The 23,815-nt window shown below is 64.7% G+C and carries 21 protein-coding genes, 2 pseudogenes and 1 riboswitch; of the genes and pseudogenes, 13 read left to right on the forward strand and 10 right to left on the reverse strand.

The window, feature by feature from the left end; all coding sequences use genetic code 11:
- Window positions 1-743 precede the first annotated feature (743 nt).
- From DEIGR_RS17585 to DEIGR_RS17595, 3 genes are read left to right on the forward strand one after another with little or no spacing between them, the layout of a single operon-like run.
- Window positions 744-1,052, forward strand: a complete 309-nt coding sequence (locus DEIGR_RS17585; protein WP_160329963.1) for a hypothetical protein — start codon at window positions 744-746, stop codon at window positions 1,050-1,052.
- On the forward strand, window positions 1,049-1,378 hold the full coding sequence (locus DEIGR_RS21530) for a hypothetical protein (protein WP_058979582.1): 330 nt from the start codon (window positions 1,049-1,051) through the stop codon (window positions 1,376-1,378). The genes DEIGR_RS17585 and DEIGR_RS21530 overlap by 4 nt, the downstream gene beginning before the upstream one ends.
- Window positions 1,375-1,728, forward strand: a complete 354-nt coding sequence (locus tag DEIGR_RS17595; RefSeq protein WP_058979585.1) for a hypothetical protein — start codon at window positions 1,375-1,377, stop codon at window positions 1,726-1,728. The genes DEIGR_RS21530 and DEIGR_RS17595 overlap by 4 nt, the downstream gene beginning before the upstream one ends.
- Window positions 1,729-2,129: 401 nt before the next feature.
- On the opposite strand, the gene DEIGR_RS17600 is transcribed toward DEIGR_RS17595, so the two are convergent.
- Window positions 2,130-4,433, reverse strand: a complete 2,304-nt coding sequence (locus tag DEIGR_RS17600; RefSeq protein ID WP_153013928.1) for a ribonuclease H-like domain-containing protein — start codon at window positions 4,431-4,433, stop codon at window positions 2,130-2,132.
- A 369-nt stretch (window positions 4,434-4,802) separates the two neighbouring features.
- Between DEIGR_RS17600 and DEIGR_RS17605 the strand changes: the two genes are divergently transcribed.
- Together DEIGR_RS17605 and DEIGR_RS20570 are read left to right on the forward strand one after the other, a co-directional pair.
- Window positions 4,803-6,872, forward strand: coding sequence for an AAA family ATPase (locus DEIGR_RS17605; RefSeq protein WP_083524283.1), 2,070 nt, complete (start codon window positions 4,803-4,805; stop codon window positions 6,870-6,872).
- 693 nt (window positions 6,873-7,565) lie between these two features.
- A complete protein-coding gene (locus DEIGR_RS20570) occupies window positions 7,566-8,279 on the forward strand; it encodes a hypothetical protein (protein ID WP_153013929.1) in 714 nt (237 codons plus the stop codon).
- 83 nt (window positions 8,280-8,362) lie between these two features.
- Here DEIGR_RS20570 and DEIGR_RS17615 read toward each other — a convergent pair whose 3' ends face one another.
- The gene (locus tag DEIGR_RS17615; RefSeq protein ID WP_058979591.1) at window positions 8,363-9,241 is read right to left on the reverse strand and encodes a hypothetical protein; all 879 of its coding nucleotides are present in this window, start codon (window positions 9,239-9,241) and stop codon (window positions 8,363-8,365) included.
- A 383-nt stretch (window positions 9,242-9,624) separates the two neighbouring features.
- Between DEIGR_RS17615 and DEIGR_RS20575 the strand changes: the two genes are divergently transcribed.
- The 5 genes and pseudogenes from DEIGR_RS20575 (at window position 9,625) to DEIGR_RS20580 (ending at window position 13,581) form a co-directional block, all read left to right on the forward strand.
- Window positions 9,625-10,173: a sce7726 family protein gene (locus DEIGR_RS20575; protein WP_058979593.1), complete on the forward strand. Its 549-nt coding sequence runs from the start codon at window positions 9,625-9,627 to the stop codon at window positions 10,171-10,173.
- Between the two features lie 285 nt (window positions 10,174-10,458).
- Window positions 10,459-11,167 (forward strand): annotated as a pseudogene (locus DEIGR_RS19970) (IS6 family transposase).
- Window positions 11,168-11,229: 62 nt separating this feature from the next.
- Window positions 11,230-11,700: pseudogene (locus tag DEIGR_RS17630) on the forward strand (alpha/beta hydrolase family protein); the annotation flags it as partial.
- A gap of 17 nt (window positions 11,701-11,717) precedes the next feature.
- Window positions 11,718-12,791: a LysM peptidoglycan-binding domain-containing M23 family metallopeptidase gene (locus DEIGR_RS17635; RefSeq protein WP_058979596.1), complete on the forward strand. Its 1,074-nt coding sequence runs from the start codon at window positions 11,718-11,720 to the stop codon at window positions 12,789-12,791.
- A gap of 229 nt (window positions 12,792-13,020) precedes the next feature.
- Window positions 13,021-13,581: a hypothetical protein gene (locus tag DEIGR_RS20580; protein ID WP_153013931.1), complete on the forward strand. Its 561-nt coding sequence runs from the start codon at window positions 13,021-13,023 to the stop codon at window positions 13,579-13,581.
- Here DEIGR_RS20580 and DEIGR_RS17645 read toward each other — a convergent pair.
- Together DEIGR_RS17645 and DEIGR_RS17650 are read right to left on the reverse strand one after the other, a co-directional pair.
- A complete protein-coding gene (locus tag DEIGR_RS17645) occupies window positions 13,506-16,511 on the reverse strand; it encodes a Tn3 family transposase (RefSeq protein WP_083524286.1) in 3,006 nt (1,001 codons plus the stop codon). The genes DEIGR_RS20580 and DEIGR_RS17645 overlap by 76 nt on opposite strands.
- 3 nt (window positions 16,512-16,514) lie before the next feature.
- Window positions 16,515-17,072, reverse strand: a complete 558-nt coding sequence (locus DEIGR_RS17650) for a recombinase family protein (protein ID WP_058979603.1) — start codon at window positions 17,070-17,072, stop codon at window positions 16,515-16,517.
- A gap of 266 nt (window positions 17,073-17,338) precedes the next feature.
- Window positions 17,339-17,406, forward strand: a riboswitch (Fluoride riboswitch).
- A 17-nt stretch (window positions 17,407-17,423) separates the two neighbouring features.
- Here DEIGR_RS17650 and crcB point away from each other — a divergent pair.
- Genes crcB through DEIGR_RS19975 form a run of 3 tightly spaced genes read left to right on the forward strand, consistent with a single transcriptional unit; the run spans window position 17,424 to window position 18,483 of the window.
- On the forward strand, window positions 17,424-17,819 hold the full coding sequence (crcB, locus tag DEIGR_RS17655) for a fluoride efflux transporter CrcB (RefSeq protein WP_058979605.1): 396 nt from the start codon (window positions 17,424-17,426) through the stop codon (window positions 17,817-17,819).
- Window positions 17,816-18,151, forward strand: a complete 336-nt coding sequence (locus DEIGR_RS17660; RefSeq protein WP_058979606.1) for a DUF190 domain-containing protein — start codon at window positions 17,816-17,818, stop codon at window positions 18,149-18,151. The genes crcB and DEIGR_RS17660 overlap by 4 nt, the downstream gene beginning before the upstream one ends.
- A complete protein-coding gene (locus tag DEIGR_RS19975; protein ID WP_083524287.1) occupies window positions 18,148-18,483 on the forward strand; it encodes a DUF190 domain-containing protein in 336 nt (111 codons plus the stop codon). The genes DEIGR_RS17660 and DEIGR_RS19975 overlap by 4 nt, the downstream gene beginning before the upstream one ends.
- Before the next feature lie 133 nt (window positions 18,484-18,616).
- Here the strand turns inward: DEIGR_RS19975 and copM are convergent, their stop codons facing one another.
- The 6 genes from copM to DEIGR_RS17690 all read right to left on the reverse strand — a co-directional run bounded on the left by copM (window position 18,617) and on the right by DEIGR_RS17690 (window position 23,697).
- Entirely contained in the window at window positions 18,617-18,952 is a 336-nt protein-coding gene (copM, locus tag DEIGR_RS17665; RefSeq protein ID WP_201785777.1) for a CopM family metallochaperone, read from the reverse strand.
- Window positions 18,949-20,331, reverse strand: coding sequence for a YncE family protein (locus DEIGR_RS17670; RefSeq protein ID WP_058979608.1), 1,383 nt, complete (start codon window positions 20,329-20,331; stop codon window positions 18,949-18,951). The genes copM and DEIGR_RS17670 overlap by 4 nt, the downstream gene beginning before the upstream one ends.
- A gap of 140 nt (window positions 20,332-20,471) precedes the next feature.
- Window positions 20,472-21,269, reverse strand: a complete 798-nt coding sequence (locus DEIGR_RS17675) for a hypothetical protein (protein ID WP_058979610.1) — start codon at window positions 21,267-21,269, stop codon at window positions 20,472-20,474.
- Window positions 21,270-21,328: 59 nt separating this feature from the next.
- On the reverse strand, window positions 21,329-22,051 hold the full coding sequence (locus DEIGR_RS17680) for an anti-sigma factor (protein ID WP_083524288.1): 723 nt from the start codon (window positions 22,049-22,051) through the stop codon (window positions 21,329-21,331).
- Entirely contained in the window at window positions 22,048-22,617 is a 570-nt protein-coding gene (locus DEIGR_RS17685) for an RNA polymerase sigma factor (protein ID WP_058979613.1), read from the reverse strand. The genes DEIGR_RS17680 and DEIGR_RS17685 overlap by 4 nt, the downstream gene beginning before the upstream one ends.
- 111 nt (window positions 22,618-22,728) lie before the next feature.
- Window positions 22,729-23,697 (reverse strand): molybdopterin-dependent oxidoreductase, encoded by a 969-nt coding sequence (locus DEIGR_RS17690; protein WP_236704962.1) that lies wholly within the window; start codon window positions 23,695-23,697, stop codon window positions 22,729-22,731.
- Between the last annotated feature and the right edge of the window lie 118 nt (window positions 23,698-23,815).

Consider the following 23,815-nt stretch of genomic DNA (forward strand, 5'->3'; position numbering starts at 1 on the left):
GTGGGCGCGCTTGACGCGCCCAGCGCACAAGGTGCGGCTCCTTGCCATCTTTTGGAGCGTCGTGAGTTCTTCGGCGGTCAGCGAACGGACGCGGACAAATGCACGCATACTCGCACCTCCAGAAATACCTATCCAGTGTGCGCCCTGCTGAAACTTAGCGGATGAACCATTAGCGGGAAAAACGGTTCCAACTCTAGCGTGACCCCTACTGGGGACGGTGATGCGTGCGGTGGGGTGTTCCGGGGTGAGCATAGGAGGACCTCCGTAGTGGGTAGGGGATGGGCTGGGTGGAATGCCAGTCCGTTGTACGGGCGCGAGGGGCATGACGCGATGATGGAATGCTGCCCCTGGCGCATGGAGTGGCGCCTCGCTGACGGGGGCGCTCCCCCGTAGGGTGGGGTGCATAGGGGTGACGACAGGGGAAACGCCGTGTCCCTCCCCAGGGTCACGGCGTCGATGCTGCGGGTCGAGTTCTCCAAACCAGTGGCCCCGCGTCTCCCACCCTACCCTGTGGATGGAGGGTGTGCGGGGGCGAGGCGATGCCTGCCGGAGGTGCTCGTTCAGCCCGCCGGAGCGCTGATGCCATCGTCCTGTCAGGCCCTGTGCCCTGCCATGCGTGGGGGTGACGAACGTGAGACCCCAGTGGGGGGGCCGGGCGGGTCACCCCCAGGCCAGTGAGGGTGAAGGGCATGACCACAGGACTGATGCAAGCCCCTGGCCTTCGGACCGACGCTGTGCCTACCGTGGAGACCGTGGTGCGGTTGGCGCTGGGTGAGGTGCCCCGCGCGGACGATGGGCGGTGGTTGACGCGGACCCTGGCGCGGGAGGTGCTGGGCGGGCTGCTGCGGGTCTGGGGTGATGTGGGGGTGCTGGGTGCACTGGACCGGATCATGGCCCTGACCCTGGAGGACCTGCTGGCGCTGGAGGGCCTGGGTGGGGCGGACGGGGCGTTGCGGGGGGCGGTGGCGCGCGTGCAGGATCTGCCGGCAGTGCATGCGGCGCGGGTGTGGGGGGAGGTGCGGCGGGGCGTGGCGGTCCTGCTGGCGGCGTGACGGGGTGGTCGGAGCCGTTCCGGTGGACGGTGGTGGTGCAGCGGGCATTGATTGGGGAGACGGAGGCGGCGGTGCGGGCGTTGGCGGTGCGGGTGGTGGCGTGCTGCCCGGCGGCCGCGTCGGTGATCGTGAGCAGCTGCGCTGGCGTGGGGCTGCTGGATGCGGAGGGGGAGGTGCTGGACGTGGCGGATCTGGATGCGGACGTGGCCGTCGAGGTGGCGGAGTTGTTCGGGGTGGGCGTGTACGCGTTGCCGCTGCAAGGGCGGCCGGGGTGCCGGGTGGAGGCTGCCTACGAGCCGAAGGTGAAGCCCAAGGTGAAACCGTGAGTCCCGAGGCGGTGTGGCCGCCCGAGCTGCCGGAGGTGGTGCTGGACTGGCCAGTGCCGCGGGGCGTGAAGATTCGTCCGGCGCGGTGGGTGGGCGGGGACGCGGCGAACTACCGGGCACACTTTCAGGCGGCGGTGGAGGCGGGGATGGTGTTGGCGGTGATCTGCAATGATGCGCCGAGGGGGCCTAGGGCGCGAGTGACGCGGTGGTTTTGCCCGGGGGTGCCGATGCACGTGACGGGTGAGCAGGTGGTGGGGGAGGATGGGCGGGTGCGGCACGTGTTCCTGGTGCCGGCGGCCGCGGCGCTGCTGGCGCTGGAGCGCGGGCTGGTGACGTGCTTGCCGGAGTGAGCAGCCATCAGGGCAGGCGGTAGAGTGCCGGGCAAAAAAATGGAAAAAGGCCGATCAGGACGATACAAAGAAGACGGTTGAAAAACCGTCGACGGGAAGCCGTCAACGGTACGGCTCCCCGGGACGTGACCGGGCAGGTCCGGTGGAGTCACGTTTCCAACGTGTAGATCAGGGCTGTGAAGCTCGCCCGGTCGTACTCCGGCACGACCGGAGACGCCTTCTCAGGTGCGGTGACGCGCGGCGGCGTTCCAGCACGTGGACGAGGATCACCGCCACGCACCTGCGGGCCTACCCGACAAGCAGGGTGCGAGGCAGTGGCGGGTCGGGAAGCAGGTTGAGCGACAGAACCCCGGTGCCCATCAGGAACTGGAACGCGTGCCCGACACCAGTGCGCGCCGGGTTTACCGGGCCGCGTCCTCCACTGGCCGCCACTGTACCCGCATCTCCGCGACGGGCCGGTCGAACAGTCCGGCGCCGCGCCCACTGAACAGCTGCTCCCAGTCGGCCGGGTCGAGCGCCTTGCGCAGCCGCGTGGCGTAGTTCTGCACGAGCGCGGCGCGGTAGTGCCCCGCGTCGTAATCGCGTCCGTCCGGGTCGGTCAGGACGCTCAGGCCAACCCCCGTGCGGACGTACAGGTCAATGCGGTCCCCCACCCGGAAGTCCAGGCCCGCCTGCCACGCCGCTTCCAGATGCGCTTCCTTACGCTGGCCGCGCGTCTGCGCGTAATCGGCGCGCGCCTTGCCCATCCGGACGCGGCTGCTCACGTCCGCGTTCGTGACGTCACGCGCCGTCAGTCGGGTCGTCGTGTCCTCGAACGCCGCCTGCACGCCGGGCACGTCACCCTGCAGCAGGGCCCGCAGCGCCGTTCGCAGGAAGGCCGTGCCGTACCGCTCGGACCGGCTGGATTCGAACGACGCGCCACTGAGGTCCAGCGTGCCGTCGTAGCGGAGCAGCACGTAGTTCTTCACCTGATGGCTCAGCATGGCCTGCGCGCGGCCGTCGAACTCCAGCGTGATGCCGTCCGGGAGGCCCGCCGAGACTTCGCTGATCAGTTGTCGCTCCTGCGCCTCGCCAGTGTCCTCCCCGGTGCTGAAGTACACGCCGTCGGTGTCCGACTCGATCAACTGCACGCCCCGGGCTTCCAGCGCGCCCGTCACCTGCTGGAGCAGCGCGCGACCCCGGGCGGTGACCCGGTCGGCAGCCTCCCGGTCCCCCAGCCGTGCGAGCCGCCCGGCGCCGAGGTACCCGTACGCGGCGTTCACGACGAGCTTCATGGCGTCCTGCATCGCGTGATGCTCCCGGCGCTGTGGGCCACTCAGGGTGGCGTCGCGGGCGGCTCGTTTGTGGGTGAGCCGCTGGGTGGTCAGGTCACTCACGATCCGGTGGAAGACGCCAAGCTCGTCCTGGCGTGGCCCGATGCCCTCGGCGCGGATGATGCTGGGGTACATGCTCGCCACGTCCGCCTTGACAACGTGCCGCAGGACGCCCTCGGCGTGCAATTGCACGTGCCCGCCCCTGTGCGGTTCGAGGTGCCCCCGTTCCGACGCGGGGAAGGGCCGACCTGCTTCGACATATGCGCGGATCAGCATGGGTTCGAGCACGCCCTTGGCGGGCCCGGCGCGGGTCAGGCGGTGGTACGGGCGGGGCGTCAGGCGGGCCAGCGCGAAGCTCGGGGCCAGCACGATGCGGGCCAGGTCGTCCACCTCCTGCACGTCCTGCCGCGCGTACTGCCGCACGCGGGCCGAGTGGTCCCGGTAGGTCTGGACGATCTGGTCGCCCTCAAGGTAGACGCGGTCCTCCGGGGCGATGCCGAAGTGCCGCGCGGCGGCCTTCAGGCCGCTGGACGGCAGGTTCAACCGGCGCACGGCGTCGAGCGTGTCGAGGATCTCCCGCCCGGGGCAGACCCACATCGGCACGCGGCTGCCGTCATCAACGGTCCAGGGCACGCCGTCGCCGGACCGGCCGAGCCGGAAGGGAATGCCGTGCCGCCGGGCGCGGGCGGCCAGGAATGGCAGGTCGAAGCCATGGATGAAGTGGTTCTCGATGACGTCCGGGTCACGCTCCTGCACCAGGGCCAGGAACGCCTCGATGATCTCGCCCTCCTGCGCGGGGCGCCTGGCTTCGAGCAGGGTGTCCAGGCCGCGGTTGTCGCGCACGGCGATCAGGAAGAGGCGGCCCTCGTCGGGGCTCAGGGCGGTGGTTTCCAGGTCGAACTGCAGGCGGACGGGCTGATCGAAGGTCAGGCCCTGGTGGTACGTCTGCCGGGTCGCGATGAGGTACTGCTCCGCGTACCCCAGGCGCAGGTAGCCGCTGAGGTCACCGAGCGCAGGTCTCGCCTTCAGGGCGCGGGCGGTGACGGCGCCCCGCTGGATCTCCCCTTCCAGCTGCCGGGGACTGGGACCGCTCAGGAGGTAGCGGTAGGCGCGGGGATCCACCTGGCTGTCCGGGGCGAGGTCCTGGGCGTGGAAGACCGCTCCGGGCGGGGCTGGGTCAGCGGAGACCGAGAGCCGGTTCCCGAGGTGGCGGAGGTCGTCCACGGTCCGGGCGTAGATCCAGCCCCGCTGCCGGGTGCGCCGCACGTGCCCCTCACCGGTGACCGGGTCGCGGCGCCAGACGTCCACCGCGCCGTCCGCCGTGGCGTGCACCGAGACGATGCCTGTGCGTGGTGCGGACGGCGTGGTGAGGTCGGGGGCGGGAAGGCGCACCGACCCAGTATCCATCAGGGTGTGGGGTCCACGGCCCCATCAGCGGTGCTCAGCAGCCTGAGCAGGGCCCGACGCCATCACTACGGCGCGGGGTCGGGCGTGAAGGTGCGGGGGTAGTCGTCGTGGTCGTCATGAGGGACAGTGTTCCAGAAGCGGGGCGCTGAGTGAGGCTCAAGTGGGAACGGGCAGGTGCCGGTCCTACCCCAGCTCGCGCCTCCATGACGAAAGCGTGGGCTGGGGTAGGACCATCCGGTTGCCGAGTGTCGTCCCAGTGGTCCCTCGTTGGGCACGTGTGGCGCCCATGCCTGAAGATGCTGATGTCGTTCGGAACCCCTCGCCCACCGTCGCTACTCGGTATTCTTGAATGACATGGCCTTACTTCAATTCCGTGTTCAACACTTCCGCAGCGTGAAGGATAGCGGGTGGATTAGCTGTGACGACGTTACGACCCTGGTAGGGATGAATGAGGCAGGAAAGAGCAACATCCTGCTGGCCCTCTGGCGCCTGAACCCTGCACAAAGTGGAGAGATTGTCGCCCGCGCCGATCTTCCTCGCCACCTGTTCGCCGAAGCGCGCAACAAGCTCAAAGACTACACTTTTATTGAAGCCGACTTCCAATTAAACGCTGAGGACACTGCAAGAATTGCCGAGAAGGCTCTCATTAAGAATAAGGACAGCCTCAAGGTGCGGGTGTCCCGCCGCTTTGACGGGTCGTATTCCATCCAGTTTCTCGACGCGCAACCGGCCGAGAGCTTTACGTGGGGTCTTATCCGTAATGTTCTCCTACAGCAATTACAAGCAGTACAGGAGGGCCACGCTGGAACGCCGGAACTGCAGGATGCCAAGGAAAAAGTCACGACTGTCCTGACGCACGCCACTGAAGCCCTGCCAGAAGGCCAATCCATTACAGAACCGCTGACGAAAGATCTCACGGCGAGATTACTCAGCGTCTGGTCGGCGCTGCCTGACAGTCCGTTCCGCAAACATGTTCTGACCGCCTGGAATCAGGTGCGTGACGCGCACCTGCACTTCGAGAACCCCGCCAAGGTCAACGGCGTCCAGGACATCGTGCTCAAAGCCATTCCGAAATTCGTCTACTACAGCAACTACGGCAACCTCGACTCCGAGATCTTCCTCCCGCACGCCATTGAGAACATGCGCCGCACGGACCTCACCGGCACGGCCGAAGCGCGGGCCCGCACACTGCGGGTTCTGTTCGAGTTCGTGGGCCTGAACCCTCAGGAAATCATGGAGATGGGCCAGGAACTCCCCACCCATCAGGCCACGGAACAGAATGTTCACGCCATCGCCGAGCGCAAAGCGGACCGTCAGGCCCTGCTGCACTCCGCGATGGCCCGCCTGTCCCGGGAATTCAAGGCGTGGTGGAAACAGGGTGAGTACGATTTCGACTTCCGCGCGGACGGCAACTTCTTCCGCATCTACGTCTCGGACAAGCTCCGCCGCGATCCGATTGAACTCGAGAACCGCAGCACGGGCCTGCAATGGTTCCTGAGCTTCTATCTCGTCTTCCTGGTGGAAAGCGGCGACGCGCACCGCGATGCGATCCTGCTGCTTGACGAGGCGGGCCACAGCCTGCACCCGCTCGCTCAGCGGGACCTCGCGGCGTTCTTCGCGAACCTCAGCCAGACCAACCAAGTGATTCACACCACCCAGTCCCCCTTCTTGGTCGATACGAACCACGTCGAGCGCGTCAAGGTGGTCTACGTGGACGACGAGGGCTACACCGTCACCAGTGAGAACCTGCGCGCCAACGAGGGCACCGGCACGCAGCAGCGTAGCGTGTATGCCGTCCACGCCGCCCTGGGCCTGAGCATCTCCGACACGCTCCTCCAGGGGTGCCTGCCCGTGATCGTCGAAGGGGTGTCGGACCAGATCTACCTCAACGCGATCAAAAACTACCTCGTGAGCACCAAGTCCATCAGCCCGTCTCGGGAAATCCTCTTCGTGCCGTCCGGCGGCACCAAGGGCATCAAGCCCCTAACTGGTCTCCTCGTCGGTCGCGAGGGTGATCTGCCCAGCGTGGTGATGGACGCCGACCAGGCCGGCCGAAACATGCACACGCAGCTGAAAGCGGACCTGTACAAGAGCAGCCCCAAGCGCCTCATTCCCGTGTCGGACTTCATCAGCGTGCCGGACGGTGAAATCGAGGATCTGATTCCTTTCGAGATTCTGGCGCCGTTCCTCGACCGGATGCTGCGGGACGCCCCCGACCTCTTCGCCGACACCCATAACCCTGCTGTGCCACTTGTGAACCAGGTGGAAGCCTTCGCTGCGGCGCACGGCATCACCCTCGATCCCGGATGGAAAGTCACGCTGGCCAAAGGGTTCAAAGGTCGCCTGCTGCACAAAACACCTCCGGCGATCGATAAGACGACGGTCGCCCTGTGGAAGAAGATGTTTAGCCGAATGCTCGCCTGATCGCAGCTTCCATGCCGGAGGGGGTTGCTGGGAGCGGCCGCGGCCCCACTGTTATCGCTTCTTGGCCGGGGGCTTCTGTGCCAGTGCGCTGCCAGCAGCCCGCTTGGAGGTTTGACCAGTGGAACGGCTCTGGAGCACATTGGAGGCAGCCTCTGCGGCCTTCTTGCTCGTGGTGCGGCCCGTGTTGACCTGAGACAGCGCGCTGCCAGCAGCGGACTTGGAATCCTGACTCGTGCGCCCGTCACGCAGTGTTTTGGAGGCGGCTGTGGCGGCTTTGCTTCCAGTAGTCTTCCGTGTCATGTGATCCTCCGGTTGTGTGGAACACCATCAGTCTACCCGCCCCCGCTTGGGCTGCGCCTGCGATCATGGGGTATGTTCCGCCCCGTACCCAGGCAACCCGGCAAGGTCGCTGCGACCGTCCTCCACCACCAACTGATCACTGTGGAGTGGAGTGCCGACGGTCCCCAGTACGTCCGTCCTCCGTGGACTGGGATGGTCGAAACGCTCTACATGCGGCTCCAGGCTACCCAGGAGCGTCTGCCGTTCCGCGTGCGAACCACCGCGCAGGCCCGTACGGCTGCTGAGGTGGTCGGGGTACGCGAGGCTTCTCTGTTGGGTGCGCGAGCCGCGCTGCACAGCTGGTTGACCGCTCCCCCACCTCACGTGGCCCCACTCATCGTAGATCACACTGCCGTGCCCCACCTGATTCGGCAGACCGATGATGAGGACGCGCGGGGGCTGCTTCGCCGGTTGTTGCAGGCATTGGCGCGCATCGACCAGCAGCTTTCCCTTACTCCGGTGGGGGCAGCCCTGGGCACAGGCTTGCCTTTCGAGCAGTGCCGCATACTGCTCTTTCAAATGGAACGCGACGGCCAGCTGCACGTCTACGCGGATCACTATCGGCTCAAGGTCCTCCCGGCGCCCACCCCAGTTGCGGCTTTACGTGATCTGCCCGCACCGGCCTTTCATGCCCTGACCCGTAATCCTCAATTGGCCGATTTGCTTGAGGACCGGTGGAATGAAGCGGAACTTCTGGCCCGTACACCTGCCCACCGCATGGCGTTGATTGCCTACGGTGCTGTCCTCGAAGGGGCGCTCCTGGCTGCTGTGCAGGACGATCCTCGTGTGGCGAACATCCAGGTGGCCACTCCGAAAGAGCGTGATAGCGGTAAACCAAAACCCTTCCATGATTGGACCTTGACAGATCTTATTCAGGTGGCTGAGCAGGCTGGGTGGCTTCACAGGGCGCGGGGAAAACTGGGGCACGTTGTGCGTGATTTTCGTAACTACGTCCACCCCCGTGAGGAACTTCGCCAGCAGACCTCTATTGACCTGGGCGTCGTGCATGTCAGTCGGGAGGGCGTGTGGTTCTGCGTTGATGACCTTGTACGGGCGCGCCCTCAGTAACCTGTGGCGCGGCCAACTCTGCTCTACGAATGAGGTCAAGGAGTGATTCAAGGGGACGGGTGGTGTGGTGCAGGGCTTGAAGGTCAGTCTCTCAAGTGGCTGTGGTCTACGATGCTCTGGGCGTGCCTGAGGGCTTTTCGGTAATCCTTGTCGCGGGTGTAGCCGAGGGTCTGTGGGGTGCCGGGGTGGTCGCGCAGGGCGGCGCGGCGGATCATGCCTGGGGGAATGAAGGGGAGGTCGGCGTCACGGGTGACCTGGCGCAGGCGCAGGCGCAGGGCGTCCTGGGTGTCGTAGGGGAACATGCGGAGGTCTTCGGTGCGGCCGTGGGTGTCTGGGTAGAGGGGGTCGTAGCCGGCGCGTTGGTGGAGGCGGGTCAGGGCGGCTTCGGTCTGGGGGGTGAGAGGGGTGATGAGGTCGCCGCGCAGGAGGGTGCCGTCTTCGGGGGTGAAGGCGCTCCATTTGAGGCGGAGGAGGATGCTCGCAGGTAGGGCGTGGTGCCAGAGGAGGAGGATGGCGGCGTGGAGGGCGGGGTCTTTGTGGGCTGCCTTCAGGAGGCGGTCGAGGTCGTCTCTGGTGGGGAGGGGGTCGTCGGCGCGTTCGGCGGTGGCGTTCTGGAAGTCGATGAGGGGGTCGCCGGTGAGGAGGGCGAGGCGGCGGAAGGCTTTGTAGAGGGCGCGGAGGGTGCTGATGCGGGCGTTGCGGGTGTTGGGTTTGGCGCTTGAGCCGTCGAGGTTGGTGGCGAGGATGGTGTGGAGCCAGGGGTGGAAGTCGGGTGGGGGGCGGAGGAGGCTGAGGTGGTCGCGGTGGGCGGCGTGGAGGATGGGTTTGAGGTTGCTGATGTGCTGGGCGGGGGTGCCTTGGAGGAGGTCAGCGTGGTGGAGGGTGGTGATGAGGGTGTCGGGGTCGGCGTCGCGGAGGGCTTGGGTGACCTGCTGGGCGAGCTGGTCGTGGGGGTGGGTCATGTCAATGAGTTTATCTGGCGGCATATAACGAAAGGGTGTGATAAAGCGCCTCTGCTCTTCTTCGTCACCCCTGCGTCCACCACTGTGCGTGAATGCCAGCGACACTTGTTCAATCTCAGTCTTGGTTGTGTGGGAAGCCGGGGCCGTTCTACACACGGGTGAAGATTGACGCCCCAACTCGGAACGCTGCAGCGTTGGCATATGCACGGCAGACTTACCGATCCGCAACGGTAGAACACCGTGGACGTGGCTGGTACGACATCACCATCCCCGAATTCGAGTGGGATGGCACGCCCTGCACCCTCGTAAACCACCTCCGCGTGGCACGGCCACCCAGTCAGGAAGGTCGAGGCCTACATGAAACCGCGGCCCGGCAGGCACTCATGGCGTTGCATCCAGCCAGCTGGGCCATTCCGGAGATCAACATCCTGTCCGCTGAGGGCTTCTCCGGTCGGGCAGATCTCTGTGTGATGCCAAATGAAGGCCACAGCATTGGGTACGAGATCAAAACGGAGAAGGACAGTCTGAGCCGATTAGCACACCAGGTCCGCATGTACGACCACTGCTTTGCGGAGCGCGCTCTGGCTACGACGCCGCGTCACCTGGCAGAGGCGCGCCAGTTACTCCCTGAGGCCTGGGGGCTCATCGTGTTGGATCCAGTCAGTCACGAAGTCATCGAGCGTCAGCGGTTGCCTCAGCTACAGGAGCAGGACCTCGCTGGGCGCCTCATCCTCGAGACGCTCCGCGTCGAGGAGCTCAACGGACTCCTCCATCACCTAGGGGTGACCCGCACCCACACGATGAACAACGATCAACGCCGCGCCTTACTCAACACCCACTACGACGTGGCGACCCTCCGCGAACTGGCCTTACGCACTCTGGCCACCCGAGAGAACGCGCGTGTTACGGCTACACGATTGGGAACGACGTGAGCAATGCACCACAAGTGGGCATAAGGGAATGGGGAGGGAGGATGGGGATGGGAACCGGTTCTCGTATATGCCGCCACATGTAACAGATGATGAATCTCCTACTGAAAAAACACTTCTGACCGTTAAATGAGAAGGAAAAAGCGCGATACACGCACAGACTGCGCGCAACGCCTCAGCACCTGACACTTTGCGATGAATGGCGTCCTGGACGCAGTGCGGCATGACAAAGGGCAGCATCTTGGTCTGTGAGGTTCTGGCAACTTAACGCTGATAGGCTGCCGAGCTGTGACTGACCGGAAGCCCTATCGACATCGATTCCCGCTGAGTGTCATTGGGTATGCCCTGCGGCTCTACCACCGCTTCCCCCTCAGTCAGCGGGACGTTCAGGAACTGCTTCACGAGCGTGGTGTTCAGGTCAGTCACGAGACCCTCCGTCAGTGGAACATCAAGTTCGCCCCACTCCTGACCGAGGAACTGCGCCATCGAGAACCCCGGCGGGGTTCTCGATGGCATCTGGACGAGGTCTGCGCCAAGGTCGGCGGGGTCAAGCATTGGTTGTGGCGAGCGGTCGACGAATACGGGGACGTGCTGGACATTCTGCTTCAGGAACACCGAGACACCCAGGCGGCCAAGTCCTTTTTTGTCCGCCTCCTGGGGGAATACGACGTGCCGGAGGTGATCCATACCGACAAGCTGTGGAGCTATGGGGCGGCGCTGCGTGAGATTCCTGTGCTCCACGACGTGGAGCACGTTCAGGTCGTTTCCACCGCCCGCTGTAACAATCTGGTGGAGCAATCTCACCGACCCACCCGGCAGCAAGAACGAAGCCAACTGGGCTTCAAGCGCCGGAAACGAACACAAGAATTCCTCGCCCTGCACGCCCGAGTCTCGAACCTCCATCGACACGCGAACCACCGTTCCCGCCACCCTCAGACGAAGCCATCAATCCGCAGCTCTTCTCCGCTTGCGAGAGGCGATGCAGCAGGTGGCTTGAGAATCAAGCCACCTGCTGCGCTACTCCGGCGTCACTCAGGTTAAGTTGCCAGAACCCTCCCAGGCGTGAACAAGGCCCGCCTGGGCATGTGGGGCCACTCCATGGGCGGCCACATCACCCTGCGCGCCATGGTGGTGAGTCCTGACATTAAAGCCGGCGTCGTCTGGGCGGGCGTGGTGGGCCCGTACGATCTGCTGTTCAAGGCGCTGCCCCAATGGGGCCGCGGCGACCCTAACGATCCACGTGCCCGACTGCTCGCCACCCTGGGGCGCCCCGAGCGCAACCCGGCCGCCTACCGGGCCATCTCCCCGAACGCCTACCTGGCCGACCTCCGGGGCCGGCCCCTCCAGCTGCACCACGCGACCGGAGACACACACGTGCCCTACAGTCTGTCGCAGTCACTCGCGAGCAGCCTGAAGGCCGCCGGGCAACCCGTGACCTTCTACACGTACGCAGGCGACAACCACGACCTCAGCCGCAACCTGAAAGCGGCGCTGGACCGGTCCATCGCCTTTTTCAAGACGCACCTGTGATTCCCTGTGAGGCACCCATGACCCTGACGCCCCTGCACCGCGCCCTTCTGCTGAGCGCCGCCCTGCTCACCAGCGTGGCGGGCGCGTACACCGTGAAACCCGGCGACACCCTCTTCAGCCTCGCGCGCGCCTCTGGCACGACGGTCGCGGACCTCATGCGCCTCAACGACTTGAGCAGCACCACCCTGGAGGTCGGGCAAACCCTGCGCCTTCCGGGTGAAGCCGCGCCGTCCGCGTCGCCGGCGCCTGCCTCGCCCTTGCCTCTTCCCCCTGCACCGGCCCTGCCGGGGGTGAACGTCACCGCGCCGACCAGCCTGCGTATGGGCGACGCGTTCGCGCTGCGCCTCACGGGTCCGCGCGCGGCAGAGGCCCGCGTCCACTTCCCCAGTGAAGTGGGCGAGGATGTGCGCCTGCCCGCCGAGCGCCTCACGCCGGTCCCTGCAGGCAACGGCACGTTCATCGTGCTGGGCCGGGTGCTGCTGGGCAAAGCCACGCCGCTGATCTACGAGATCGAGCTGGATGGGCAGGTGCTGCGCCGCAGCCTCCCCGTGGCGGGTCTGCCCCAGCCGGTCCAGCGCCTGAACCTCCCGCCCAGTATCAGCGGCAAACTGCAGGACCCGGCGCGCGCTGCGGAGGACGCCGCGGTGGAGCGCGCGTACGCCCTGCGAACCCCGCCCGTCTGGACGAAGCCCTTCCAGGACGCCGTCCAGGTCCGCGCGCAGAGCAGCGCGTTCGGGCAGCCGCGCACCTACGTGGCGGGCGGTCCCGTGCAGTACCACTACGGCACGGATTACCGCGCCCCCGCGGGCACTGCGGTCCGCGCCGTCAATGACGGCACGGTGGTCATGGCCGGGATGTATCCCGTGCGCGGCGGCCTGGTCATCCTGGACCACGGCGCCGGCGTGACCAGTCTGTACTTTCACCAGCGCCGGGTGACGGTGAAGGTGGGGCAGAAGGTCAGCCGCGGCGACAAGATCGGCGAGGTGGGGAGCACTGGGCTGAGCACCGGCCCGCACCTGCACCTGGAACTTCGGGTGCGCGGTGAGGGCACCGACCCGGCCGGGTGGATGAACCGTCTCTGGCCGAAATAAGGGGGCGCCCGAAGGTCGGCCGGCAGGCGACCTGCCGTTTGCACCACTGCTCTGGGTCACCTCCTATGACCGCTCTGCCCGGCGGTCAAAGCCTCCTGGGCTTCTGCCAGGGGTGGCGTGAAGTCGGATACGCTGATGGCATGAGAAGGGCCAGGACCGTGTTCGGTGATGGGCGTCAACCATGAGTCGGGGCCGCAGCGCTCAGCGCGCGGCGGCTGAGGACGCGCCGGTGGCGCCCAAAGCCTCCCCCTGGAACCTCGGCAATATTCTTGGGTTACTTGCCCTGCTGGCCACCATTGCCTTTGGCATCATCCCGCTGATTGTTTCATCAGCCCAGCAACGGTTGCGGCTGGACGCCACCATTCAATCTGCGGCGCAGATCGTGGGTTCCACACTGCCTTCACAGGTCCGCGTGACCGTCGGTGGCAAGGAAGCGAGAAACGTCTACGCGACGGTGCTCAAGGTGGCCAACTCGGGCGCGCGGCCCATCACGCCTGACCTCTTTGCACCGGGCACGGTTCTCCGCTTACGCCTGGGCGACCAGTGTGAAGTGGTGGAGCAGCGCGTCGTTGGCGCACGTCCTCAGGATGTTCGCGAGCGGGCGCGGGTCACCGTGATTCCAGGCGGCGTGGCCCTCGCACCCTTGTTGCTGAATCCTGATGATAGGCATTGCGGTAGTAATGGAGCGGAGAGTCGGGTTTTGGGGGTCGTGCATCAGCCTTCAGCGTCGCCTGGGGCACGCAATTTTCTGAATTTTCCGGAACGGGTCGTTTCCTCTAGATTGAAGTGATACCGACCCTTGAGGTGGATGTGCTCATATTTCAGTGGAGAAAGGCGCTTGGCCTCTTCTGGATTGACCATTTTTCCCTCTGACCGCAGCTGTTCCAGCACCAGACCGATGTATCTAGAATTCCAGACGATGATGGCGTTCATGACCAAGCCCAGCGCGCCCAACTGATCTTCCATCCCGGCCAAGTAGTGTTGCCGTAACTCCCCACGTTCTCCCTGAAACAGGGCGCGGCCCAGACTATGCCTGGCCTCCTGGCGATTGCGCTGCGTGCCGATGACCCGGCGATAGACCGGATCATCGTGGTAGGTCAGCAGATGCTGGGTGTACGAAATGCGGCCAAAGTGTTCTACGGCCCGCACCACCGAGCTTTTGGGCGTCACGCCCAGGACTTTAATCAGGTCAGATGCTCTGACCTGACGGGTCACCAACGATCCAGCAATCCGCAGGAGGTCATCCCAGTGCGCGGTAATCAGTTTGGACTGAATATGGTTGGTGGCAATGGCGTCTAATGCGCCGTACTTGGCCTGTGGGTTCAGCCGCCAGTAGCGGCGTTCGGGCAAGTTCGCCAATTCTGGGCTGAATTGATAGCCCAGCAGGCTGAATAGCCCAAAGATCAGATACGAGGAGGCCCCTGTATCCGAGATCAGTTGCTTGGGTCGCAGCGTGGTGTTGTGTTCAATTAGGCCATCCAGGGCGTACAGCGAATCTCGCAAGGTGCCTGGCACCACAATGCCGTGAAAACTGGTGAACTGGTCGGCCACAAAGTTCACGTACGTGACACCACTGCCTACGCCAAAATATTTGGGGTTCTGACCACTGTAAATGGATTTCACAGGCACTCGAAAGCGCAGGCCATCCACCGAAGCGACATACCCCTGGCCCCAGGCGGGTAGGTCCGGCAGGGTGGACTGAAAGTTCACCAGACGAGCATTCGCCGCCGCGATGGTTTCAGCCCGGACATAGTTCTGGCTGACCCAGGAGAGACGACTGGACCGGAGCGCCTCGCGCTCCGGTTGCACGACGGCGTCCAGACTCACGTTGCAGGCCTCGGAGAGCAGCACGGCACAGACGCTCATGGGCAGGTGCTCCACCCGGCTGCGGCGCTCACTGAGGTGCTGGAATTCATCGGCAAAGCCCGTCCAGCGGTGAACTTCCAGGAGCAGGTCAGGGAGGTCGATCCTGGGTAAACGTGCGGCCACATCTTTGTGAAGCTGCCGCAGACTGGGCGGTTCATCCTGCGCTTCATCAAGCTGCAGCACCAGACGCGATTTCCCGTCCACCTCCTCAATGGACGCAGAGGCATTCTCGGGGAGGCGTTCGGCCAGGAGGTGGTAGGTCTCATCCAATTGCCGCTCCAGACGGGCCAGGACCACTGCAGGATCAGGGTCGAGATCAAGACTGCGGCAGACTTCCACCTTGAGGTCCGCCCAGCGCGGCCCCGAGAGGAGCCGCAACCTGGGGTCATTGAATTTGTCGCTGGCTGGCACATAGAGGTCGCGGCGCTTCAAGCTCAGGTGCAGCTGCTCCAGTACCCCGAGGGTGTACGCACTGCGCTGCACCTCACCTGCCGCAGATCTCAAATGCTTTCCCCAGCGGCCGGTGATCCAGTCGGTAGGCAGCGATGACAGGTCTTTCTTCCGGCGCTCCAGGGTTCGCAGGGCATTGATAGCGGCCAGCAGAGGCTGACCGGAGCGGTTGGCTTCAAAGCCCACCGTGTGCAACAGCGTCGGAACAAATTGCTGAACGTAGCTGTAGCGGGCCAGCAACTGCTCAATGTGCCGATCAGCGGTCGGTTGGGTCAGCTCAGCAATGGCCTGCACGGTCCGCTCCAGCACATCTTTTGAAACAAGGGTCAACACCTGCTGTGAAAAAGCATCAAAATCATGCTGCTCCGTCTTCAAGTGCTCTAGAAACAAGCGAGTCAGCTGGTTCTGAGAACGGGCCGCTTCTTCCAATGAAGGCAAGGAGGCCAGCTTCTGCTCGGTGTCCTGGCGTTCTATCCGGTTAAAGACATCCGTCAGCAGGCTGTCGAGCACGGTCAGGGCGTCATCCAGCGCACTGGCCTCCAGGCGCGAGACCGTGACGAGCAACACCGCCAACTGACGGGACGAGGTCAGCCTTCGTAACGTCTGCGTCTTCGACCCCAGTCCTATTCTTGACAGCGTGTCCAGGCGCTGCGTGGGGAAGGAACGTAGGTTAACGGTCCGCACACCGACCTGGCGAATCCGTTCGACCCGCTTCAGCGCCCCGACCAGGCCCTGGGCCGAAATGGAAATCGGGGCTTGGCGGAGTTGCTCGAAGGAAGAGACTTTGGCCCGCTCAGGCACACTCAGCAGGGTGACCAGACGCTCGCGCTGCTCAGGGCTGAGCAGCGCCACCAGACGGTCACATAACTGTGTCTCACTGCGCTCCTGCACCCGGGCAATCAATCGGGAGAGGGTGGTCACACCTGGCAGAATGATGTTGTGTTCGTAGAGGCGGGCCGTCGCCCGGTCCAGCAAGAGGCTTGGAGATTCGGCTTGTAAGTGGGTGCGGGCCATCAGGAACCGGATCAAGCCGATCCAGACGGCGGGCTCGGAGAAGACGCGGTAGCCATACGTTTGCCCGATGTCCCGCTGGTGGTCCCATTTGGTTTCACCTTGACGGTAGCGATCAAGTTTGACCTGCTTGGCCTGCACACCAAGTTGCCGGGCGACAAAGCGCAACACATTGGGGGGCACATCGAGTGGATTGAGGAGGAATGTGCCCAAAAACCGCAAGGTCGTGAGCTGGAGGGCGTATCCGAGGCGATTATGCTTGCCTTTTTTCGAAGCGATCCGCGTGTGATCGCGGTCATCCAGAATGAAATACCGCCGGAGTTGCTCGGGACTGGGCGGTGCATTGAACTGGCCGTACTGATCGGTCCCTCCTGCGGCCAGTTCAGCAGGCACAGATCAGGCGGCGCGGCGCAGGAGACGGAGAATGGTACTGGGATGCACCTTGAAGAGCCGCGCACACTGCGCCGCAGTGTGCCGCCCAGAGTTCACCGCGTCACGGATTTCCTGCTCTTGTGTGGAGGTGAGCTTGCGTTTGCGGCCGCCCACCCGGCCTTCCCGCCGGGCCTGCTCCAGTCCGGCCCTGGTGCGCTCGCGGATCATGGCCCGCTCGAACTCGGCGAACGCCCCGACCATCTGCATCATCATCCGGCCTGCTGGTGTCGTGGTGTCAATGGCTTCGGTGAGACTGCGAAAGCCTGCACCAGCAGTTTCGATCTTCTCCATCAGGTGCAGGACATCCTTCAGGCTGCGGCTGAGCCGATCCAGCTTCCAGACGACGACGATATCGCCTGGCCGGAGCTGGGCGAGCAACTTGTGTAATTCAGGTCGATCCCAGCGGCCCCCGGACGCGTGTTCGGTGAATACGCGCTCGACTTCGGCATCTTTCAGGGCGCGGAGTTGGGCGGCGGTGTCCTGATCCTGCTGTTTGCTGACGCGAGCGTACCCAAGCTGCATAGCGCCTCCCCTTGTTGCGTCAGCCTATTGCCAATGAGGAGTATTGTGCAATATGGATGTGCAACGCGGGGAGGCGCAGCTGGTCAGAGGCCGAAACCTATTGCGGAAACGGCCGTTTCTGCAACCTTAGCGTACAGTCAGGACTGATCCGTGTCGTGACCCCACATTGGGCGGGTTGGAGGCTCCTGCAAGATGGGCATACCCGTGGCCGCTATCCGCTGTTTTTCCCGCCAAGGATCGACGACCCCCTGGTCATCTGGTATTTTGAGACTCCAGGCGATGGCATTCGCCTTTCAGAACCGCCCCGTGTCCGGCTGATAATGCCTACCCTTCAGGACGCAGGGGGAAGCTATGCCCATCTGGATAGGAATTGCACTTGGCGGCGCCTGCGGTGCACTGGCGCGTTACGGTCTCAATCTGGTGATCCAGACCCGGCTCGGCCCTACGGCCTGGGCCGCGTTTCCGCTCGGGACGCTGGTGATCAATGTGCTGGGCTGTTTTCTCCTGGGGCTAGTGATTGCCCTGAACGCCCGGGGTCTGGTCAGTGCCGAGTGGCGTCTGGCTTTCGGAACCGGCTTCGTCGGGGCCTTCACGACCTTCAGCACGTTCACCTGGGAAAGTGATCTGCTCCTGCGCAGCGGCGAAAGTCTGCGCGCCTCGCTCTACATCGTCGGCAATCTGGTGTTGGGCTACGTGGCCGTCCTGCTCGGGCGCTGGGTGGCCATCCGGCTCGAAGGTGGATTATGACGTGGCAGGATGCAGAGTTGCTCCGCTGCTACTTGGGCAGCACCGACAAAGTGGGCAGCGAAACGGCTTACGATTGGCTGGTCTCTACAGCACAGCGGGCAGGCCTTCCTGGAGCCACCGTCACCCACGGGAGTATCGGCTATGGCCAGGATGGCCAGATTCACCGCAACCGCGCTTTTCAGTGGGCCCCTGACCTTCCTGTGGTTGTCGAATGCGTCGCCTCCACCACGCAGCTGGAAACGTTCCTGGCCGAGGTGGCCCTGACCTTGCCTGATCTCCTGATCACCCGCCAGGCGGTTCGTCGCCTGATGCGGCGCGGTGAACATCGATGAGTGGGGCTGAACCACTGTGTTTGCTGCGCTGTTATACGCGTGCCGGAGATCAGTTGGAAGGTCGGCCTCTGGCAGATGTCGTCATCGAGACCGCCCGTGCCCTTGACCTGACACTGGCGTTTGCCCAGCACGGAGCAGGCGGATTTGGACGGCGCGGTCAGGTCGCCAACCCCATCCTTCTGGAGATGCGCCCGGCCCAGCAGCCCATCATCGTTCAAATTCTCGGCCAACTGACTCAGTTGGACGCCCTGTTGATCAACCTGCACACCAGGGGTCTCCCTGACCGACTGTGCGTACTTGAACCCTTCGCGGCCTTCGATGTTCAGGGATAGGGCGGTGGGTGTCTCCAAAGCAGGAGACACATGAAGTCGGGATAATTCACCAGTCCATTCAGGAAAGACCGGGAGTGATCCATCGCTCCCGGCCCTCCAGCACATTTCATCTGTACACGACCTGACGTCCAATTCAGGGCTGATTCTGCCCCTGCAGAGCCGCTGTTCTGGACTCCAGAAGTCGGTGCATGTAGTCGATCTCCAGCGCCTGTTCCGTCAGGATTTCCTGGGCCAGTCGCCGCACCTGCGGGTCCTTCCCGTAGAGGAGCTCGGCCTTTGCGGCGTCCACTGCCCCCTGGTGATGCGGAATCATCATGGTCAGGAAATCACGGTCCGGGTTGCCGGAAGGCGTCGCCGCGTGCATACCCGCGTGCATCCGCATCATGGCCGAGTCCATCAGACCCTGGAAGGTATTGCCCGCAGCGAACGCGCCGCCGGTGAGCAGCAGGACAAGGGCGACCCGCCTCACTTGCTCTGCACCAGCACGGTCGCCCCGCCTACTTTGGCCACCACGCTCAGCTGACCGGCACCCTGCGGGGCATTCAGGAGCTGCTTGACTGGCCCGATGGTCTGTGCGGTCACGCCGCCCTGGGCCGTGGTCATCAGGGCGGCGAGGTCCTGCGCCTGCCCCGTTGGCCCGGTCAGGCGCAGCACATACGCCGTATTCGGGGTCAGTCCTGTCGCGACGATCTGCACCAGATCGACCAGGCCCAGGGGATTGACGCTGACGGTGGCCCGGGCTGCGCTCCCGGAAGTCAAGGTCAGGGTCAGTGTGGCTTTCGTGCTGTCCAGGGGCTGTAAGTGAGCTGTGCCCGCACCTGAGCGCACTGCGCCGGGCACATAGACCAGCGCCTGTGGCAACTGCCCGGTGGGAACCTGACCAGTCACCGTGTTGCTGGCTGTGTCGATGATCTGGACCTGGTCTGCCGCTTCCAGTCCTACGTACACCCGTTTCCCGTCCGGCGCGGCCCAGGCACCATGGGGGAGTGCCCCCGTCGGAATGGTCGCCACCAGCCGGGGCGCAGCGTCGCGCGTATATACCTTGACGACGTTCAGGCCGCCCACAGTGACATAGGCGAAGCGGCCCGTGGGTGTATCGGCCAGGGCGACATGGTTGGTGACGGGGCCGCTGTCCAGCGTCGCCGTGATGTCGAAGGGTGGGCGCGCCCGCATGACCTGCGTTTTGCCGCTGTCTTTGAGGGTGAACCAGACCTGATCGCCCTGCGGACTGACCGCCAGATTCGGGCTGAATGGGCTGGCCTGCGGGACCCGCGCCACGACCCGGTACGTGCGCGTGTCGATGACACTCAGTTCCGGGGTGAAACTCGAAGGCACATAGGCGTAAGGCGCTTTCGGATTGAACAGCACCATGCCAGGGCCGTCCGGAACAGGAATACGGCGCGTTTCGGTAAAATGCACGGGATCGACGACGGAGACGTAGTTCTCGCCACGCACGGCCACCCACAGTTCACGTCCGTCCGGGGTGAAGAACGCCTCGTGGGGACTGCGGCCCAGGTAGACCTTGCCGCGCACCGCGTTGGTGGCGGTATCAATCAAAGTCACTGAGTTCGAGCCTATGGAGACGGCAGCCAAGGTCTTTCCGTCGGGTGAGAAGCCGAGGCCGTGAACCAGCAATTCCCCTTTGTACAGTGGTGAGAGTGCGGCGGGCGCCTGTGTGCCCAGCGAAATGACGCCCAACAGTTTGAGGGCGACTGGGTCAATGACCGAGACGGTATTGGAACTCTGGTCAGCGGTGTACACCCGGTCACCCACCGACTGAGCGAAGACGGGGGCCGAAAGGAAGAGTGCAGAACATAGAGTCAGGGTGCGGATGAAGTGGTTTGACATGGAACTCCTCGAGGATCTTTTTTTTCGGCAGGAAAGAGCTCGCCTGGTAGGCGGCCCTGACCACGGAATCTGGTCTGACTCCGCTCTGCCTGCTGACGTTGATCGTTCAGGAACAGGGCGTGAGCCGCTCCTCTCCTTCCTCAGCGACGGACAGCGCTCCAAACGCCCATGAAGCCCTCGCCGAGCGCGTCACCGCGCTTCAGGTCGTTCTTCCAGTTGTATACAGGCAGGCCGTTGTAGGTTACCTGAAGGCTGCCATCCTTGCGCGTCAGCGTGCCAAGCTTGCCGCGCACCGCCACGCCCGCCGTCAGGCCGGTGGCCGGGAACTGCGCCACCAGCAGGGGAGGCCAGTTGGTGGCGCAGGCTCCCTCACAGTTGCTCACTCCGGGCGCGTCCTTGGCGAAGGTATAGAGCGTCAGGCCGGTCGGCCCGGCCAGCACCATGCCCAGATCGTCCACCCGCGACACCTGCACGCTCGGGCCGGCGTTGGCCGCGTGCCAGACGTTCATGAAGCCCTGACCGTTGATGTCACCGGGTTTGGCGTCGCCCTTCCAGCTGTAGAGCGCCGCGCCATCGTAGCTGAGCTGGGTCTGACCATCCTTGCGGGAAATCAGGCTGAACTTGCCGCTCAGTCCGGCGGGCAGGCGCGGAACTTCGCTCAGCAGCAGGGGCGGCCAGTTGGTGGCGCACACGCCTTCGCAGTTGCTCACTCCCGGCGCGTCTTTGGCGAAGGTGTAGAGCGTCAGGCCGGTCGGCCCGGTCAGCAGGGTGCCGAGCCGGGCGTCCCGGCGCAGCGTGACGGGCGCTAGCGCGGTCATCTTCATCTGTATCGCCGGGGCGGTCTGGCCGGAAGCGGTCTGCACGGGAGCAGTCTGGGCTATCACGGGCGTGAGGAGCGCGAGGGTGAACGTGAGGGTCAGAGTGCGGGCGGTCGTCATATGGGTCATGGTGGTGCCTCCACCTTCCCGTATGCCGGGCGTCGCCCGTTTGGATGCATTCAGAGTTCGGGCAGCCGGGTGCGGCCCAGTGGGTGGGTCGGGGCCGGGCTACCCCCGGCGGGTTCGGTGCTCACGCCCACCGAGTCGTACCCGCGCCACGACACCTCCAGCACCGTGCCGCCCGTCAGCCCCAGGCTGGTCGGTACGCCCGCACGCGGCCCGCTCGTCCGCCGTCCCCACGCCTGATACACCTGCCCCGGTGCGGCCTGTCTGTCCAGCACCAGCAGCGCCCGGCCATCCGACCTGACGTACATGGCCCCGTAGGGCACACCGGTCTTCGAGGCGAGCGTGAGACGTCTCGCCCCCTGCTGCCACTGCTGCACGCTGCTTTGAGCGGTCGCCGCAGGCTGGGCCGGACCGAGCTGGAGGTACCCCCCGACCGCCACGATCAGAGCGACGGCTGCAGCCAGAGGCCAGACTGGAAGCCACCTGGAAGGGGCCGAGGGCAGTGACGCCTGTGCGGACAGACGTTCAGGAGACACCACGCCCCGCCGGGCCTGAATCTTCTCCCAGCTCCCTGCTGGCGCTGGGACGCCGGGCAAATCGTTGGCCAGTGAGAACAGGGCGTCACGCAGCCGGCCCACCTCAGCGCGGCAGACAGCGCAGCTCAGCAGGTGGCTCTCCACATTCACGGCCTGTGCCGTATCGAGGCTTCCCAGGACGTATTCAGGCAGCAGGTCGCTTGGATGGTCGCCGCTGGAACGGTCTGGTTGACGGGTCATGGCAGCATCCTTTCTCTGAGTTTCAGCAGGGCGCGGCGCAACCGGCTCTTGACGGTGCCGAGCGGCAGGCCGGTGCGGGTGGTAATCTCGGCGTGGGTGTAGCCACCGAAGAACATCGCTTCCAGCAGGGCCCGGTCAGTGTCCGGTAAGCCGGCCAGGGCGGACTGTACCAGGGCCTCGTCCAGCGAATCACGGGCAGTGGGAGCAGGCACATCGAACGCTCGGTCGTCTTCCCATTCCTGTTGCCGCTGTGGACGGGCGCGCCGGGTCCGCAGCCGTTCCAGACAGAGGTGGTGGGCGATGGTCAGCACGAAGGTTTTGACGGTTCCCCGCGACGGTTCATATACATCGGCCCGGTCCGCGAGCCGAACGAAGGTGTCCTGGAGCGCCTCCTCGGCGTCTTCCGGCGTGCCCAGCATCCGCAGGCAGACGCGGTAGGTGACGCCGGACAGGTCATCGTACAGTTCCCTCAAGGCGTCGTCCTGCCCATGCTGCAGTTGGACGATCAGCCGCTGATGTGCGGTGTCAGATGTAGACGATACCCGAAGTTCGAGTAGGTTCACCATTGGCCCGGGTGATACAGGTCGACGCCAGTTTCGGCGGGGAATGGGCGCAGCATACATACCTTCCTCTATGCGCAGAGTACATGTTCTGGATGCAATGGTAGTTGGCTGGAACTACCAGCCAACTACCCCGTCGGTGGAGACCTCCACCTTCGTGACCGCGCCGCGACCACTCATCGCCAGTCCCTGCACGTTCAGGGGCAATCCTGCCGGGGCCTTGACCGTCTCGTCGGGCGTCACGATGAACGAGCGCACCGGCATGCTGCCCACGGGCCGGAACTTCACGGTCTTGGCCTTCACGGCTTGCGGGGTGGTCGTGCCACGCAGGTTGTCGGGTTGCAGGTAAGCGGTCGCCATCCAGAAGTTGTCGTCGGGCTTGGTCAGGACCCGGATAAAGCTCAGGGTCTTCATCCAGTACGTCGCGAAGTAGCCGGGCACGACCAGCCGCACCGGAAAACCGTTGACCATCGGCAGCGGCTGGCCGTTCATGGCGTAGGCCACGATGCACTCGTCCAATACAGGGTCATTCACGTTCAGGCTCTTCTTGTAATCGGCCCCACCGCTGCCGGGTGCGCCCGCGCCCTTGTCCAGGCCCTGAAACTGCACCTGCACGCTGCCGGATTTCACGCCCGCTTTCCCCAGCAGGTCACGCAGGCGCACACCCGTCCAGGTGGCGCAGCCCATCGCACCGTTGCCCCACTGCCCACCTGGGCGGCGCGGTTGAAAGCGGCTGCGGCTGTTGCCCGTGCACTGCATCACGGCGTTCACGCTGACCGCTTCGAAGTCCTGGGTCAGTTGCGCCAGACTGAACGACTGCGGCGTGCCCACGTTGCCCTCGATCTTCAGCCGCCAGGTCTTCAGGTCGATATTGGTCGGAAACAGCGACAAGTTCGAGCGCACGAAGAATGCGGCGGCGGGCGTAAAGGGGCTTTGGAAGTAGGCGCGGGGCGTCTCGTACAGCGGGGGGCGGTCCACCAGCCGGATCAGCGGAACCTTCTGTGGCAGGGCGATCAGCGGTCCCAGGCCATTCCAGCCGTCCAGCGGACCAGGGCCACTGAAGATGGGGGCGGTGCCGGTGGTCACAGTCGTCTGCGCCTGAGCGGTGCGGCCAGGGTCAGGGCGGCTCCGGCGCTGCCGAGCAGGCCCAGGGCGGCGCGGCGGGTCATGGGGGTGCGGTCGTCGGACATGGTGGACCTCCGGT

This window comes from Deinococcus grandis, from assembly GCF_001485435.1.
Taxonomy (GTDB): Bacteria; Deinococcota; Deinococci; order Deinococcales; family Deinococcaceae; genus Deinococcus; species Deinococcus grandis.